The 16,438-nt window shown below is 58.9% G+C and carries 12 protein-coding genes and 3 tRNA genes; 4 read left to right on the forward strand and 11 right to left on the reverse strand.

Annotated elements, in window-relative coordinates; translation table 11 throughout:
- Window positions 1-19: 19 nt before the first annotated feature.
- The 6 genes from hfq to nnr all read right to left on the reverse strand — a co-directional run bounded on the left by hfq (window position 20) and on the right by nnr (window position 7,044).
- Window positions 20-328 (reverse strand): RNA chaperone Hfq, encoded by a 309-nt coding sequence (hfq, locus tag FO014_RS08190; RefSeq protein WP_015344293.1) that lies wholly within the window; start codon window positions 326-328, stop codon window positions 20-22.
- Between the two features lie 115 nt (window positions 329-443).
- Entirely contained in the window at window positions 444-1,385 is a 942-nt protein-coding gene (miaA, locus tag FO014_RS08195; protein ID WP_160028914.1) for a tRNA (adenosine(37)-N6)-dimethylallyltransferase MiaA, read from the reverse strand.
- Window positions 1,378-3,267, reverse strand: coding sequence for a DNA mismatch repair endonuclease MutL (gene mutL / locus FO014_RS08200; protein ID WP_160028916.1), 1,890 nt, complete (start codon window positions 3,265-3,267; stop codon window positions 1,378-1,380). Before mutL ends, miaA begins: the two co-directional genes overlap by 8 nt.
- Window positions 3,268-3,286: 19 nt before the next feature.
- Window positions 3,287-5,041: an N-acetylmuramoyl-L-alanine amidase AmiB gene (amiB, locus tag FO014_RS08205; RefSeq protein WP_160028918.1), complete on the reverse strand. Its 1,755-nt coding sequence runs from the start codon at window positions 5,039-5,041 to the stop codon at window positions 3,287-3,289.
- Between the two features lie 16 nt (window positions 5,042-5,057).
- Entirely contained in the window at window positions 5,058-5,519 is a 462-nt protein-coding gene (gene tsaE / locus FO014_RS08210; RefSeq protein ID WP_054306982.1) for a tRNA (adenosine(37)-N6)-threonylcarbamoyltransferase complex ATPase subunit type 1 TsaE, read from the reverse strand.
- Window positions 5,520-5,529: 10 nt separating this feature from the next.
- Window positions 5,530-7,044 carry a bifunctional ADP-dependent NAD(P)H-hydrate dehydratase/NAD(P)H-hydrate epimerase gene (gene nnr, locus FO014_RS08215; protein WP_160028920.1) on the reverse strand — a complete coding sequence of 505 codons (1,515 nt, stop codon included), beginning with the start codon at window positions 7,042-7,044 and terminating at the stop codon, window positions 5,530-5,532.
- On the opposite strand from nnr, the gene queG reads away from it, so the two are divergent.
- On the forward strand, window positions 7,043-8,182 hold the full coding sequence (queG, locus tag FO014_RS08220; protein WP_160028922.1) for a tRNA epoxyqueuosine(34) reductase QueG: 1,140 nt from the start codon (window positions 7,043-7,045) through the stop codon (window positions 8,180-8,182). The two genes, nnr and queG, sit on opposite strands and share 2 nt — an antisense overlap.
- A 308-nt stretch (window positions 8,183-8,490) precedes the next feature.
- Here the strand turns inward: queG and FO014_RS08225 are convergent.
- The 4 genes from FO014_RS08225 to orn all read right to left on the reverse strand — a co-directional run bounded on the left by FO014_RS08225 (window position 8,491) and on the right by orn (window position 9,576).
- A tRNA-Gly gene (locus FO014_RS08225) sits at window positions 8,491-8,566 on the reverse strand.
- 55 nt (window positions 8,567-8,621) lie between these two features.
- Window positions 8,622-8,697: transfer RNA gene (locus FO014_RS08230), tRNA-Gly, on the reverse strand.
- Window positions 8,698-8,762: 65 nt separating this feature from the next.
- A tRNA-Gly gene (locus tag FO014_RS08235) sits at window positions 8,763-8,838 on the reverse strand.
- Window positions 8,839-9,030: 192 nt separating this feature from the next.
- Window positions 9,031-9,576 carry an oligoribonuclease gene (gene orn / locus FO014_RS08240; protein WP_160028924.1) on the reverse strand — a complete coding sequence of 182 codons (546 nt, stop codon included), beginning with the start codon at window positions 9,574-9,576 and terminating at the stop codon, window positions 9,031-9,033.
- Between the two features lie 172 nt (window positions 9,577-9,748).
- Between orn and rsgA the strand changes: the two genes are divergently transcribed.
- The 3 genes from rsgA (at window position 9,749) to mscM (ending at window position 15,150) form a co-directional block, all read left to right on the forward strand.
- A complete protein-coding gene (rsgA, locus tag FO014_RS08245; RefSeq protein ID WP_105229473.1) occupies window positions 9,749-10,798 on the forward strand; it encodes a small ribosomal subunit biogenesis GTPase RsgA in 1,050 nt (349 codons plus the stop codon).
- Window positions 10,799-10,875: 77 nt separating this feature from the next.
- Window positions 10,876-11,772 carry an archaetidylserine decarboxylase gene (gene asd, locus FO014_RS08250; RefSeq protein ID WP_160028926.1) on the forward strand — a complete coding sequence of 299 codons (897 nt, stop codon included), beginning with the start codon at window positions 10,876-10,878 and terminating at the stop codon, window positions 11,770-11,772.
- Window positions 11,773-11,784: 12 nt separating this feature from the next.
- Window positions 11,785-15,150: a miniconductance mechanosensitive channel MscM gene (gene mscM, locus FO014_RS08255; protein ID WP_160028928.1), complete on the forward strand. Its 3,366-nt coding sequence runs from the start codon at window positions 11,785-11,787 to the stop codon at window positions 15,148-15,150.
- A gap of 62 nt (window positions 15,151-15,212) precedes the next feature.
- On the opposite strand, the gene epmA is transcribed toward mscM, so the two are convergent.
- A complete protein-coding gene (gene epmA, locus FO014_RS08260) occupies window positions 15,213-16,190 on the reverse strand; it encodes an elongation factor P--(R)-beta-lysine ligase (RefSeq protein ID WP_160028930.1) in 978 nt (325 codons plus the stop codon).
- Window positions 16,191-16,438: the final 248 nt, after the last annotated feature.

The raw sequence follows: 16,438 nt of genomic DNA on the forward strand, positions 1-16,438 counted from the left end.
GGTTGTCTTGCAATGCGCCTTATTCAGCGTCATCGCTTTCCTGCTGCGGCTGTTGCTGCGCAGACGGATTATTACCATGGTGATAGTTATTGCTGCCGCCGCTCGGATTGTTGCTGTGATGCGAAACCGGGCGCGATGGGACAACGGTAGAAATAGCGTGCTTATACACCATCTGGCTTACTGTGTTTTTCAACAGAATGACAAACTGGTCAAAAGACTCAATCTGGCCTTGCAGCTTAATACCATTCACCAAATAAATAGAAACCGGAACACGTTCACGACGCAATGCGTTCAGGAACGGATCTTGCAAAGATTGCCCCTTAGCCATTCTATCTTTTCCTTATTTGCTTGTTGTTTGTAACTAAGAACCTGTCGGCTCTAAAATGTACGACCTAAAAAAATTTGCGCGCTGAATACTCATCAATTGTACACAATCAATCAGCCTATGCACTAACAACCTGTGTCACCGACGCCAAAGCCTCTCCCGGCTTTTCGCTGTCCAGCCAGCGGACTGACTCCCAGCCCCGTAACCAGGTCATTTGACGTTTGGCCAACTGACGCGTTGCGCAAATACCACGATAAACCATTTCATCGTAACTAATTTCGCCAGACAAATATGACCACATCTGGCGGTAACCGACACAGCGAATGGAAGGCAAATCCGTATGCAAATCACCCCGCGCGAAAAGTGCGCGCGCTTCCGTCTCAAAACCTGCCGCCAACATTTGATGGAACCGCAGCTCAATGCGTTGATGCAACAACTCACGGCTGTTCGGCGCTATCGCAAATTGGTGAACATGATACGGCAACGATTCACCCGAAATTTTAGTCAGTTCCGTTAAAGTTTTACCCGAAATAAAAAAAACTTCCAGTGCTCTGGTCAGTCTCTGCGGATCATTCGGATGAATTCTTAACGCCGCTACCGGATCTATCTGCTGTAACTGCTGGTGCAGCGCCTCCCAACCTTGCTCCGCCGCCTGCTGTTCAATACGTTCGCGCACCACCGCATCAGCGGACGGCAGCGGGGAAAGCCCCTCCAGCAACGCCTTGAAATACAGCATGGTGCCACCCACCAGCAGCGGAATGCGCCCGGCGGCGGTAATCTCGGCCATCTCTTTCAGCGCGTCGGCGCGAAAGTCCGCGGCGGAATATGCCTCGGAGGGATCGCGGATATCTATCAGCCGATGCGGCGCCTGCGCCAGTTCTTCGGCGCTCGGCTTGGCGGTGCCGATATCCATCCCGCGATAAATCAGCGCCGAATCGACGCTAATCAGCTCTACCGGCAGTTGCTCACGCAGCGCCATCGCCAACGCGGTCTTGCCCGACGCTGTCGGCCCCATGATAAAAATCGCCGGAGGCCGCGGCGTTATTGCTGTTTCAGTCATGTGTAAGGGCTGCCAGTGCAGCCTGTAAATCAACAGGTTGTAAGAGACCGCTCGGTGGCGCTTTGACCAGCAGCGGGCAAAGTCGTTCAACGTCGGTCAGTAATTGTATCGCTTGCGAGGCGTTCCACTGTTCATGTTCACTGCCAAGATGGCGGGCAAACCAGGTGGCCAGCACCTCAGGCGACATCGCTTTATGGTCGGCCAGATAGCCTAACAGTTCCGGAATCAACTTTTGTAAATTTTGTTGGCGTAACGGTAAAGGCACTGCGCGCAACGTCACACGCCCGTGATCGACCTGCAGCTCCATCCCCATTTTCACCAGCAGCGCCTGATGCGCCGTGCAGGCGGCAACCTCCGCTTTTTCCAGCGTCAGTTTTACCGGGATCAGCAGCGGCTGCGGGCGCAGCCCCTCTTCCGGCGGCGTCAGCTGCGCCTGGCGCAGCCAGCGCTCGGCCACCGGCAGGTTCAGCAACGACAGATGCTGTTGCTGCTCCATCAGCGCGTAGCACGGCGGGTACACCATCAATACCCGGCCGAAACCATGCTGGCTGCCGGCCAACGCCGGCTCCTGCGGTGCCTGTGTCGTTTTCGCCGACGGGAACAGCGGCGGTTTCTCTTTGGCAGCGGCCGGCGCCGGTTCAGGCGTCGCCTGCATCAGGCGCCCATACAGCTCGCCTTCGCGCTTCTGGTAGCCGGAGCCGCCGTGATAGCCCTGCGACCCCCGCTCGCTCGCCGGTGCGGAAGGCGCCGTTTCACGCCGTGCCGTGCTCTCCGGCGCCGGCTGAGAAAAATGATTGCCGCCGGCAGCGACGCGGTTTTCCGGCTGCCAGGCCGGCGCGGGCTCCTGCTGTTCCGCTTCTTCCGCCAGCGGCAACGGCGCCTGCCCCACCTGCTGCAGCACCGTAGTCACCGCCTGGTAGATAAAGTCATGCACCAGACGTGCCTGATGAAAACGCACCTCATGCTTGGCGGGGTGCACGTTGACGTCCACCTGATGCGGATCGACGTCCAGATACAGCACGTATGCCGGCTGCTGCTCATCCTGCAGCTGGTCCTGATACGCCTGGCGGATCGCGTGGTTGATCAGCCGGTCGCGCATCATCCGGCTGTTGACATAGCAGTACTGCATATCGCCAAGCGATCGCGCGCCTGCAGGGTCCGCCACCCAGCCGCGGATGGTTAAATCGCCGTGCTGCCAGGAAACCGCCAGCGCATGCTGTAAAAACGCCGGGCCGCAGATGCTGGCAAGACGGCGTTCATGCTGGCTCTCTTCTTTCGCCGCACGATACTGACGCATCAGCTTGCCATTGTGGCTGAGCGTGATTGCCACATCGAAACGCGCCAGCGCAATGCGTCGCACCACTTCGTCGATATGGCCGAATTCGGTTTTTTCGGTGCGCATGAATTTACGCCGCGCCGGCGTATTGTAAAACAGATCCAACACCTCCAGCGTGCTGCCTACCGGATGCGCCGCCGGCTTGACCGTCACCGCCTGCTCGCGCCCTTCGGCATAAGCCTGCCAGGCTTCCTGCTGCTGGGCAGTGCGCGAAGTCAGCGTCAGGCGCGATACCGAGCTGATACTGGCCAGCGCTTCGCCGCGAAAGCCCAGGCTAACGATCGCTTCCAGATCGTCGAGGGTGGTGATTTTACTGGTGGCGTGCCGCGCCAGCGCCAGCGCCAGCTCTTCCTTACCAATACCGCAGCCGTTATCGCGAATACGGATCAGCTTGGCGCCGCCGCGTTCAATCTCAATATCAATGCGCGTGGCCCCGGCATCCAGACTGTTCTCCACCAGCTCCTTCACGACCGACGCAGGCCGCTCAACCACTTCTCCGGCGGCGATCTGGTTGGCAAGCTGTGGCGGTAACACCTGGATTGACATGCGGGCTCCCCTTGATGGTTCAGGTATGCGGAATGGTCAGCGTCCGATCCAGCGGCGCGACGTCCGACTTCAGGCGATTGGCGCTTTTCAGGGCACTGACGCTAACGCCATAGTGTACGGCAATGGAAGACAGCGTATCACCGCGCACCACTTTATGCCGCGACGGTTTGCTCACGCCGCCGCGCGTTTTGGCGATGTGCTGACTGCCGGCAGCGGCGCCCGCCGCCGGCACTTTCAGGCGTTGTCCTACCCATACGCCGTCTTTCTTCAATTTGTTGAGGTTATGCAACGCCGTCATGCTGGTGCCGTAACGGCGGGCAATCGCAGAGAGCGTTTCCCCTCTGCGCACAACGTGAATCTGCGTTTTACCCCGGTAACTGCTGCTAACGTCTGGTGAAGCCGTGTTAACCGCCGCTGCGACGTCCAGCGGTCGGTTTTCCACCTTTGGGTCGGCTTGTAGCGGATGCGACAGGAAGTAGCTGCGCAGGCCGCGATGAATCGCCTTGGCTAGCTTTTCCTGATAGTCGCTACTGCCCAGCAGTCGCTCCTCCGAAGGGTTGCTGATAAAGCCGGTTTCCACCAGCAGGGAAGGAATATCCGGCGAGCGCAGCACGCCAAGACTGGCCGGCTGCGGACGGCTCTTGTGCAGCACGCCGATAGTCTGCATTTCACTCAGCACCTTCACCGCCACATCATAGCCCACGCGCTGCGAATGGCCGAACTGCAGGTCCAGCACCGCCTGGCTGAGATACGGATCGGCCTGATTGCTGGCCAGCAGATCGCCCGCGCCGCCCAGCAGCTCGGACTGTTTCTCATGCTGTTCCAGCCAGTTGGCCATTTCACTGTTGGCACGGCGGTTATTCAACACCCACACTGACGCTCCGGTCGCTCTGCGGTTTGGCGCCGAGTCCGCGTGGATCGACACCAGCACGTTGGCCCCTTGCTTACGCGCCACTTCCGAACGCCCCATTACCGACACAAAATAGTCGCCGGTACGCGTCAGCACCGGTTTGAACATCGGATCTTTCTCCAGCAACGTCTCCAGACGGCGGGCAACGGCAATGGTTACGTTCTTTTCACGCAACCCGTTTTGCCCCAGCGCGCCGGGATCCTGGCCGCCGTGGCCGGCGTCGATCGCCACCACCACGCGGTTGCCCGAACCGGCGGACACGCGGCTGCTGCGCGGCGTTTCCGCCGTTGCTGTGCCGGCCACCACGGTCGGTTTTTCCTTAAACGGATTGCTGCCGGATGAGCGGGTAGACGCCACACGGCGCACCGGCTCTTCTGTTTTCGTCACTACCGGCTTGCTGACCAGCGGCTTACTGGCCGCCGGCGCGGGCGCCTGGCGCACGACGTTATTGCTGCCCGTCGCGGCAATGGTAAACACCACGGTATACACGTTGCCGTTCTGCCGCGTGACCGCGCGGGTTTTCGCGCGCTGCGTCAGCTCAAACACCAGGCGCACGCTCTGCGCGTCTTTCGGCGCGCTGGAGCGGATGCGTTTCACCAGATTCTGGCCGCTGAAGTTAAGCGGCAGGCCGCTGACTTTGCCGCTCTGATTGACGTCCAGCACTACGCGCTCCGGCCCGTGCAGCGGGAAGAACGCATAGGCCGGCGGGCCGTTAAAGCTGACCGCGACGGTCGCCTCGCGCTGGGCGTTGGTGACTTTGATATCCGCCAGCGACGATGACGCCGCCTGCGCCAGCGACGGGCCAAACAGCCCCATCGCGACGATCAGCGCCATGCCGAGGATTTTCTTTAGTCCATACATCATGTTGGCGTCATCCCTGTTACCCGTGGATTCGGTCGATGAGTTGGCTGCCATAGTCGGACAGCGCGTCCAGACGCGCTTCCCGGCCTTGATCCTGGTAGCTAAGATGCAGCGCCAGGTCCGGCGCCGGCAAGACGCCCGCGCCCTGCTGCGGCCATTCCACCAGGCAAATGGCATTCTGCGCGAAGTAGTCGCGAATGCCCATAAATTCGAGTTCTTCAGGGTCGGCCAGCCGATACAGATCAAAATGATAAACCGACAGCGGCTCCAGAGCATAAGGCTCCACCAGCGTATAGGTCGGGCTTTTCACATTGCCCTGATGGCCCAGCGCCTGCAGGAAACCGCGGCTGAAGGTCGTTTTACCGGCGCCCAAATCCCCATACAGGTAAATGACGCTGGCCCGATCGCACGCCTGCGCCAACGCGGCTCCCAATTCAACCGTCGCTGCCTCATCCGGCAGAGGTAACACGAGTTCTTTCATTCGATAATATCTATTTTGCCAACTGAGGATTAACGTAATAGGGGATCGCCGGCAGTAAATCGGTCGCCAGCAACCCTCTGGTGCCCTGTTTTTCCGCCACGCTATCTGCGGCAACGCCGTGGACCACACAACCGGCGCAGGCGGCATCATACAGCGAGAGCTTTTGCGCCAGCAATCCGCCGATAATACCCGCCAGCACGTCGCCCATACCGCCGGACGCCATACCTGGGTTGCCGACATCGGCAATCGCCATCGCGCCGTGCTCATCGGCGATCAGCGTCCCCGCGCCTTTCAGCACCGCAACGCCGCCATACTCCGCCGCCAAACGTCGCACGGCAAGTAAGCGATCACTTTCAATGTCAGCGGTGCTACAGCCCAACAGCCGCGCCGCTTCGCCGGGATGCGGCGTAATAACACGATTCTGACGCTTCTCGGGATTTAATGCCAGCAGGTTAAGCGCATCAGCATCCCATAATGTTGGTTTATCGCTGGATTGGAGAACTTTCAGCGCATTCTGACCCCACGCCTCCAGCCCAAGACCCGGGCCAATTACCGTGACATCAGCCCACGCCTGCGCCCGCTGCAGGGCCTCGTCATCCAGCGCTTGCACCATCAGCTCGGGACGCGCCGTCAGCAGCGGCGCCACATGCTCATAGTGAGTAAGTACTCGCACAAGACCTGCACCGCTGCGCAGCGCCGCTTCAGCGGCCATACGTATCGCACCACCAAAGCCGCGATCGCCACCGACCAACAGCAGGCGCCCGTGTTCGCCTTTATGAGAACACGGACGGCGCGGTGGCAGCCATCCCGCCAGATCGGGCGCACTAACGCGCTGAATCTGCACCGGTTGCTGCGCCAACCAGTCAGATAATCCTAGCGTACTCTGATGAAGTTGCCCGACCCAATCGCGCGCCTGGCCGGTCAGCAGGCCCGGCTTCAATCCGATAAAGGTGATGGTGTGCGCGGCGCGGATCGCCGCACCGGGAACGGCGCCGCTGGCCGCCAGCAGTCCGGAGGGAATATCCAGCGCCACAATCGGCAGCCCGCTGTGATTGGCCGCCTCGATTAATGCCGCCACCGGTGCACGCGGCGCGCTCGTCAGCCCGCTGCCCAACAGGCCATCGATGATCAGGTCGATATCCACCGGCCAGCGGCTGTCGCTCGCCAGTTCCAGACCGCCGGCATCCAGCCAGGCCTGGCGCGCCGCCGCCGCTTCCGGCGGTAAGGGGCGCGCACCTGTGCCGGCGATCAGCGTCACCCGCACGCCGGCTTCGGCGGCCAGACGCGCGACCACATAGCCATCACCGCCGTTATTGCCATGCCCGCACAGCACCAGCCAATGACGCGCAGCCGGATAGCGATCGCAAGCCAGTTGGTAAGCCGCCCGGCCTGCGCGCAGCATCAGTTCGTACAGCGAAATCCCGGCCGCCGCCGCCGCTAACGGCTCCGCCTGTCGGATCCAGTCCGCAGGCCAGACAGAGTGTGGTAAACTGACAGCGTATTGTTTCTCACTATGGCCCGTCATGACTCACCCTCTCGATCTCAATCAACTCGCCCAACATATCAAGCAATGGGGGCAATCGCTAGGATTCCAGCAGGTTGGTATCTGCGATACCGATCTGAGCGCAGAAGAGCCCAAATTGCAGGCGTGGCTTGATAAGCAGTACCACGGTGAAATGGAGTGGATGGCACGCCACGGCATGCTGCGCGCCCGGCCTCATGAACTGCTGCCCGGCACTCTGCGGGTGATCAGCGTGCGCATGAACTACCTGCCGGCCAAAGCGGCGTTCGCCAGCACGCTGAACAATCCGCAGCTCGGCTATGTCAGCCGCTATGCGCTGGGGCGTGATTACCACAAACTGCTGCGTCAGCGCCTGAAAAAGCTCGGCGAACAGATCCAGCAGTACTGTGGCGAACTGAATTTTCGTCCGTTTGTCGATTCGGCACCAATTATGGAACGCCCGTTAGCCGCTAAAGCCGGGATTGGCTGGGTTGGTAAACACTCACTGATTCTCAATCGGGAAGCCGGTTCATGGTTTTTCCTCGGCGAATTGCTGATTGATTTGCCCCTGCCGGTCGACCGCCCGCAAGAGGAGCAGTGCGGACGCTGCGTAGCCTGCATCACCACCTGCCCGACCGGCGCCATCGTCGAGCCATATACCGTTGACGCCCGGCGCTGTATCTCTTATCTGACCATTGAGTTGGAAGGCGCCATTCCGGAAGAGTTTCGTCCGCTCATGGGCAACCGCATTTACGGCTGTGACGACTGCCAGCTGATTTGCCCGTGGAACCGTTTCTCACAGCTGACTGACGAAGCAGACTTCAGCCCGCGCGCGGCGCTGCACGCTCCGCAGCTGATCGATCTGTTTGCCTGGAGTGAAGAGAAATTTCTGCGCATCACCGAGGGCTCGGCGATTCGCCGCATTGGCCATCTGCGTTGGCTGCGTAACATCGCCGTCGCACTTGGCAACGCGCCGTACCAGGAAGAGGTCATCACCGCCCTGCGCACGCGGCAGGGGCAAAACGAACTGCTGGATGAACATATCGAGTGGGCGTTACAGCAACAACTTGCCCGCCGCGCCGAACACCGCGTTGAGGTACAAAGCCCGCAGAAAAAACGATTAATACGCGCTGTGGAAAAAGGATTACCGAGGGATGCCTGAGGCCAATGGCAGACCTATCATCCACCCCTCCCCGTTGCCTGTGGACTTGTGCATAAAAATAAAAACCCGTTGTCTTTCAAACGTCACAAAAAGAGCAAGTGATCGGGGTAACGTTTTCAAATAAATAAATATGATTAAAAATCAAAAAGATAAATATTTCATTCTGAAGGCGTTGTTTTTTTATCCAAGAGGTATTACTCGTTCGGCCTGTGGATAACTCTGTTTACAAGATTTTTCGCAAGGATAGGAGAGAAGACGTGTTACCGCACCTTTTCAGGCGGTATGGATACATTCAGGGGGGAGAAAATTGGAGCGGGAAACGAGGCTCGAACTCGCGACCTCAACCTTGGCAAGGTTGCGCTCTACCAACTGAGCTATTCCCGCACACAAGAGATGCTTTACAGCATCCGGCCAAAAATGAAGATGGCCTTTGAAATTTTGGAGCGGGAAACGAGGCTCGAACTCGCGACCTCAACCTTGGCAAGGTTGCGCTCTACCAACTGAGCTATTCCCGCGTCGCATGGTTACTGCTGGTACTGCTTGTTACTCATCATGCCGCATAGTGCGACATTGCTGAATTTGGAGCGGGAAACGAGGCTCGAACTCGCGACCTCAACCTTGGCAAGGTTGCGCTCTACCAACTGAGCTATTCCCGCGTCGTATCGATAGCTGAACTTTTCGAAATTCTTCATCGGTACGGGGTGCGCATTATACGAGAATTCCTTTTTGCCGCAAGCCCCTAAACGCAAAAAATCGCTTTTTTTGTTTGATTGCTGCTTAATGCGCCAATATGGCGAATTAAGCGGCGAAAAGCGGCATTTTCTGAACGTCTAACGGCTATCTGCAGCTTACAGCTGAATAAAATGCTCGCGGTAATAGGCCAGCTCCGCCACCGATTCACGGATATCGTCCAGCGCCTGATGGGTGCCCTGCTTTTTAAAGCCGGTCAGAATTTCCGGCTTCCAGCGGCGCGCCAACTCCTTCAGCGTGCTGACATCCAGATAGCGGTAGTGGAAGTAGGCTTCCAGCAACGGCATATAACGGAACAGAAAACGCCGGTCCTGGCCCACGCTGTTGCCGCAAATCGGCGATTTGCCCGCCGGCACCCACTGCTCAAGAAACGCAATGGTCGCCAGTTCCGCTGCCCGGTCGTCAACGGTGCTGGCCTTCACCCGTTCCACCAGCCCGCTGCCGGTGTGGGTGCGCACGTTCCAGTCATCCATGAGCGCCAGCTGTTCGTCTGACTGATGCACGGCGATCACCGGCCCTTCCGCCAGAATGTTCAGATTGGCGTCCGTCACCAGCGTTGCGATCTCGATAATACGATCGCGCTCGGGATCCAGACCGGTCATCTCCAAATCGATCCAAATCAGGTTATTTTCGTTTGCGGTCATGATAGTTCCTGCCTGTAAGCCTCAAGACAGCCCTGCGCCGGCCGGCGGCGGCAAATATTCCGCAACGGCGCACGGCAGCCAACAACGGTTATTTAATATAAAATAGCGTGTATCATAGTCTTTTTAGTCGCAACGAGCGATAGAGCGATATAAAGCCGAAGAGTGAGGCGCAGTGAGCAAAAACAAACTGTCTAAAGGTCAACAACGCCGTGTGCAGGCGAACCATCAGCGTCGCCTGAAGCGCACTGATAACAAACCGGAACTGGACGATAGCCAATTGGGTGAACCGCAAGAGGGGATCGTCATCAGCCGCTTTGGCATGCACGCCGACGTTGAAGCAGCAGACGGTAGCCAGCATCGCTGCAATATTCGTCGTACCCTGCGTTCGCTGGTGACCGGCGACCGCGTGGTCTGGCGTCCCGGCCTTGGCAACCATGAAGGAGTAAAAGGCATCGTCGAAGCTGTGCATGAACGCAGCTCGGTGCTGACGCGCCCGGATTTTTACGACGGCGTCAAACCGATCGCCGCCAATATCGATCAGATCGTGATCGTGTCAGCGATCCTGCCGGAGCTGTCGCTGAACATTATCGATCGTTATCTGGTCGCCTGTGAAACGCTGGATGTCGAGCCGCTGATCGTGCTGAACAAAATCGACCTGCTGGATGATGAAGCGCGCCAGCTGGTTGACGGCATGATGGATATTTACCGCCGCATCGGCTACCGGGTGCTGGAGGTTTCCAGCCGTACCCGCGAAGGCATGGCGGAATTCGAGCAGGCGCTGGCAGGGCGCATCAGTATTTTCGCCGGGCAGTCCGGTGTAGGGAAATCCAGCCTGCTGAACGCCCTGCTGCCGCCGTCCGACGAACAGATTCTGGTGAATAACGTTTCCGATGTCTCCGGCCTCGGCCAGCACACCACCACCGCGGCGCGGCTGTACCATTTCCAGCACGGCGGCGATGTTATCGACTCTCCAGGGGTGCGCGAGTTTGGCCTGTGGCACCTGGAGCCGGAACAGATTACCCAGGGCTTTGTCGAATTTCGCGATTACCTGGGCGGCTGTAAATTCCGCGACTGCAAACACGACAACGATCCCGGCTGCGCCCTCCGCGCGGCGGTGGAGCGCGGCGATATCGCCGAAGAGCGCTTCGACAATTATCACCGTATTTTGGAAAGTATGGCGCAGGTCAAGGTTCGCAAGAACCTGCTGGACGCCAACGGTTAACGCAATCGGGCGAACGTTGACAGCGATCTGCGGGTCGTTACAATGCGCGCCTTTTACCCCCTTTTTAAGAGGTTAACGTGCTGGATAGCATCAAAATCAAATTACAATACTGGCTGCCGAAGTTGGCGCTGACCCGTCTGGCCGGCTGGGGTGCAGACAAAGAGGCCGGCTGGCTGACGCAGCAGGTGGTAAAACTGTTCGCCCGCTATTACCGCGTGGATATGCAGGAAGCGCAGAACCCGGATTTGACCTCATACGCCACCTTCAACGAATTCTTCGTTCGTCCACTGCGCGACGGCGCGCGTCCCGTCGTCAGCGAAGCCAACGTGCTGGCGCTGCCGGCTGACGGCGCCATCAGCCAGCTTGGCCTGATCCGCGACGATCAAATCTTCCAGGCCAAGGGGCATCACTACAGCCTGGAGGCGCTGCTGGCCGGTAACTATCAGTTGGCGGACACCTTCCGCAACGGCCTGTTCGCCACCACTTACCTGGCGCCGCGTGACTATCACCGCGTGCATATGCCGTGCGACGGCGTGCTGCGCGAGATGATCTACGTGCCGGGTGACCTGTTCTCGGTCAACCCGCTGACCGCCGCCAACGTGCCTAACCTGTTCGCCCGTAATGAACGCGTGATCTGCGTCTTCGACACGGCGTTCGGGCCTATGGTGCAAATACTGGTCGGCGCCACCATCGTCGGCAGCATTGAAACCGTGTGGGCCGGCACCGTTACGCCGCCGCGCGAAGGTATCATCAAACGCTGGGCCTACCCGGCGGCCGGTGAAGACGACGCCATTACGCTGGCAAAAGGCGCTGAAATGGGCCGCTTTAAGCTGGGTTCGACGGTGATCAACCTGTTTACCGCCAACAGCGTGCATTTCGAACCGCGCCTGAACAACGGCACCGTGACCCGTATGGGCGAAGCCTTTGCCGAAGCGGCTACCGCGCGTGATGCGGCAGAAGCGCCGCAAACCTAAAGGAATGATGCCGTGCGCCTGATTATCACCACATTATTGCTCGGTTGTTTACTGGCTCAGCCGGCGCTGGCGGCGGCGCTGCCCAGCGAGTCACAGCTCAAACAGGAGCTGAAACAGGCAGAAAGCAATAAGAACGCACCCAATCAGGCGGAAACGGTTGAGGCGCTGCAAAGCGCCCTCAACCGGCTGGCCGAACGCGCAGAATCCCTGACGCGTACGGAACAGTACCAGAAAGTGATCGACGACTTTCCCAAGATGGCGCAGCAGCTGCGCCGTCAGTTAACGGTCGAAAACGCCAAAATCCTGCCGAACGGCGACAATCTGCCCACCAGCGAGCTGGAACAGCAAATTCTGCAGACCAGCAGCCAACTGTTGGAACAGGCGCGCCTGATGCAGCAGGAGCAGGATCGTTCGCGCGAGATCAGCGACTCACTCGGCCAGTTGCCACAGCAACAAACTGAAGCCCGGCGCACACTGACGGAAACCCAGCGCCGCCTGCAGGCACTGCCGCCAAACCCAACCAAGCCGCCGGCGCTGGCGCAGCTGTATCTGCTGCAGACCGAAGCCGCCGCGCGCAAGGCCAAGGTCAATGAACTGGATCTTGCACAGCTGTCGGCCAATAACCGGCAGGAGCTGGCGCGCATGCGCGCCGAAGTGTTTAAAAAGCGCCATGAAAAGCTGGATATTCAACTGCAGGCGCTGCGCAATAACCTGAATAACCAGCGTCAGCGCGAAGCCGAGCTGGCGCTGAAAAAAACTGAACAACTGGCCGAACAGAGCGGCGAGCTGCCGAAAAGCATCAGCGAACAGCTGCAAATCAACCGTGAATTGTCCACCGCTCTGAACAACCAGGCGCAGCGCATGGACCTGATCTCTTCGCAGCAGCGCCAGGCCGCCTCGCAAACCCTACAGGTGCGTCAGGCAATGAGCACCATCATCGAGCAGGCACAGTGGCTGGGTTCGTCGCCGGTGCTGGGCGAAACGCTGCGCGCACAGGTGTCAACGCTGCCGGAAATGCCTAAACCTCAGCAGTCGGACAGCGATATGGCGCAGCTGCGCGTACAGCGCCTGCAGTTTGAAAACCAGCTGGAAAAGCTGCCGCAGCGTGCGCAAAGCCTTAAACAGGACGACGGCTCCGACCTGACGCCGGGGCAGCAACAGATTATCGACGCACAGCTGCGCACCCAGCGCGAACTGCTCAACTCCCTGCTGTCCGGTTGCGACACGCAAATCCTCGAGCTGACCAAGCTGAAGGTGGCCAATACCCAGCTGGTCGACGCACTCAATGAGATTAAGGACGCCACCCACCGCTATCTGTTCTGGGTGCCGGACGTCAGCCCGCTGACGCTTTCCTATCCCATCAACGTGGCGCACGACCTGACGCGTCTGCTGTCGTTGGACACCCTGGCGCAACTGAGCGGTGCCTTTGTGATGATGGTGACCAGCCGCAGTACGCTGGTGCCCATTTTCGGCGCTTTGTTGCTGGTGATATTCAGCATCAGCACCCGCAAGCACTATCACGCATTTCTGGAACGCTCGAGCAGTAAGGTCGGCAAGGTCACTCAGGATCAGTTCTATCTGACCCTGCGCAACGTCTTCTGGTCGATTCTGGTGGCGCTGCCGCTGCCGGTGCTGTGGGCGGCGCTGGGCTTCGGCCTGCAAAATGCCTGGCCTTACCCGGTCGCCGTGGCGATCGGCGACGGCGTGACCGCCACCCTGCCGATCCTGTGGGTCTGTATGATCAGCGCGGCCTTTGCTCACCCGCGCGGGTTGTTTATCGTGCATTTCGGCTGGCCGGTGAAGCAAGTTTCACGTGCCATGCGCTATTATAAAATGTCGATCTGGCTGATCGTGCCGTTGATCATGGCGTTGATCACCTTCGATAACCTCAACGATCGCGAGTTTTCCAACACGCTGGGACGTTTGTGCTTTATCCTGCTGTGCATCGCCCTGCTGCTGGTGACCAGCAGCCTGAAGCGCGCCGGCATCCCGCTCTACCTGGATAAAAAAGGCTCCGGCGAAAACATGGTGAATAGCGCACTGTGGGGGGTGCTGATGTCTGCGCCGCTGCTGGCAGCGCTGGCGGCCGCTATCGGCTATTTCACCACCGCACAGGCTCTACTGGCGCGCCTGGAAACCTCGGTCGCCATCTGGTTCTTCCTGTTGGTGATCTACCACATCATCCGCCGCTGGATGCTGATTCAGCGCCGGCGCATCGCCTTCGACCGCGCCAAACAGCGACGCGCCGAAATTCTCGCCCAGCGTGCGCGCGGGGAGGAGGAAAGCGCCTCAACGCCCATCACCAGCAGTAATGAGGGCAGCATGGAAGTCGATGAGACGGAGATCGATCTGGATGCGATCAGCGCCCAGTCGCTGCGGTTGGTGCGTTCAATCCTGACGATGATCGCGCTGGTGTCGGTGATCTTTCTGTGGTCGGAAATCCATTCCGCCTTTGCCTTCCTGGAAAACATCTCGCTGTGGAACGTCACCTCGTCCAGCAACGGCGTTGACAGCGTCCAGTCAATTACTCTCGGCGCAGTGCTGATCGCCGTGCTGGTGCTAATGGTGACCATGCAGCTGGTACGCAACCTGCCCGCATTACTGGAGCTGGCGGTGCTGCAGCACCTGGATCTAGCACCCGGCACCGGCTATGCCATTACCACCATCACCAAATATCTGCTGTTGCTGTTCGGCGCCATCCTCAGCTTTTCCTGGATCGGCATCGAATGGTCGAAACTGCAATGGGTGGTTACCGCGCTCAGCGTCGGCTTAGGCTTTGGCATGCAGGAGATCTTCTCCAACTTCATCTCCGGCCTGATCATTTTGTTTGAAAAGCCGATCCGCATCGGCGATACCGTCACGATCCGCAACCTGACAGGCAGCATCACCAAGATCAACACCCGCGCCACCACGATTTCCGACTGGGACCGCAAAGAGATCATCGTGCCGAACAAGGCGTTTATCACCGAACAGTTCGTCAACTGGTCACTGTCCGATGCCATCACCCGTGTGGTGCTGACCGTACCGGCGCCGGCGGAAGCCAACAGCGAGGAAGTGACCAAAATCCTCACCGACGCCTCCCACCGCTGTTCGCTGGTGCTGGACAACCCGCCGCCGGAGGTCTATCTGGTCGATCTGCAGCAGGGTATTCAGATCTTTGAACTGCGTATTTACGCCGCCGAGATGGGCCACCGTATGCCGCTACGTCACGAGATGCACCAGCTGATCCTGGCCGGTTACCGCGAACACGGCATTACCCTGCCTTATCCGCCGTTCCAGGTGCGCACCGACACCCTGTCGCGCATTACCAACCACGACGGCCGTGCGGTGTCTTCTACGCCGGCCCCGAGCACCAAGCGCGACTCCGGCAGCCTGTAAGCATAAAAAAGGCCGACATCATCATGTCGGCCTGTTTATTTCATTGCGGACAACGCTGCCAATCAGGCGCGCGTCACCGGGAACGCAATCACTTCACTCAGGCTTTCCACCCCCAGCGCCAGCATCACCAGACGATCGACCCCCAGCGCCACGCCGGCGCACTCGGGCATACCGTGACTTAACGCATCCAGCAGGTGATAGTCAATCGGCTGCTGCGGCAGGCCGCGCGCCGCGCGTTTGCGGTTATCCTGCTCAAAACGCTGACGCTGCTCATTGCTGTCGGTCAGCTCGCGAAAGCCGTTCGCCAGTTCGATGCCTTTAAAGTACACCTCAAAACGCTCCGCCACGCGGTGATCTTCCGTACTGATCTCCGCCAGCGCCGCCTGTGACGCCGGGAAATGGTAGACGAACGCCGGCTTCTCACGGCCGATGTGCGGCTCTACGCCGAAGGTAAACAGCAGCTGCAGCAGCGTATCGCGATCCTCTTCCGTATCGGCGATATTGCTAAGATCCAGCTTAGCGGCGGCTTCGCGCAGCTGCGCCTTATCCGCCGACAGCGGGTCAATCTCCAGATGGCGCTGGAACGCCTGTTGGTAGGACAGCGTTTCCGCACTGTCGCAGTCCAGCACCTGCTGCAATAAGTCATCCACTTCATTCATCAGCCGGTACATATCGTAATGTGGACGGTACCACTCCAGCATGGTGAATTCAGGATTGTGGTGGCGTCCGGCCTCCTCATTGCGGAAAGCGCGCCCCAACTGATAAATCGGGCCGCTGCCGGCTGCCAGCAAACGCTTCATGTGATATTCCGGGCTGGTCATCATGTACAGCGTCATGCCATCCGCCGCGCTCGGGCCGACAAACTGCGTCTGAAACGGGACCAGATGGACATCGGTGACGGTCGCCTGGCTCATCGCCGGCGTTTCCACCTCTAATACGCCGCGATCGGCGAAAAAGCGCCGGATCTCAGCGAGGATCGCTGCGCGTTTCAACAAATTGGCGATGGGTGCACTCGGCTGCCAGCTTGCCGCTTCGCTCATGGTAATTACTCCGAAATCAAACAGGGCATGCAGTCTACTCGCATCCCGCCGGGCAAACAAATGCTTGCAGCGGCCGACCGCCATCAGCCAATTAAAAACATAAAAACAGTAACGGCTATATAAACCGCTGTGAATAAGGCAAATAGAAGTGAAATGAGAGCAAGACGCCGTTTTTTACAGTAAGGCCTCCGGCAAGCGCATTAAACGACAAAATAATCGATCACATCAAATTTCACCTACTCAACTTT

This window comes from Serratia rhizosphaerae, assembly GCF_009817885.1.
In the GTDB taxonomy this organism is placed as follows: Bacteria; Pseudomonadota; Gammaproteobacteria; order Enterobacterales; family Enterobacteriaceae; genus Serratia_B; species Serratia_B rhizosphaerae.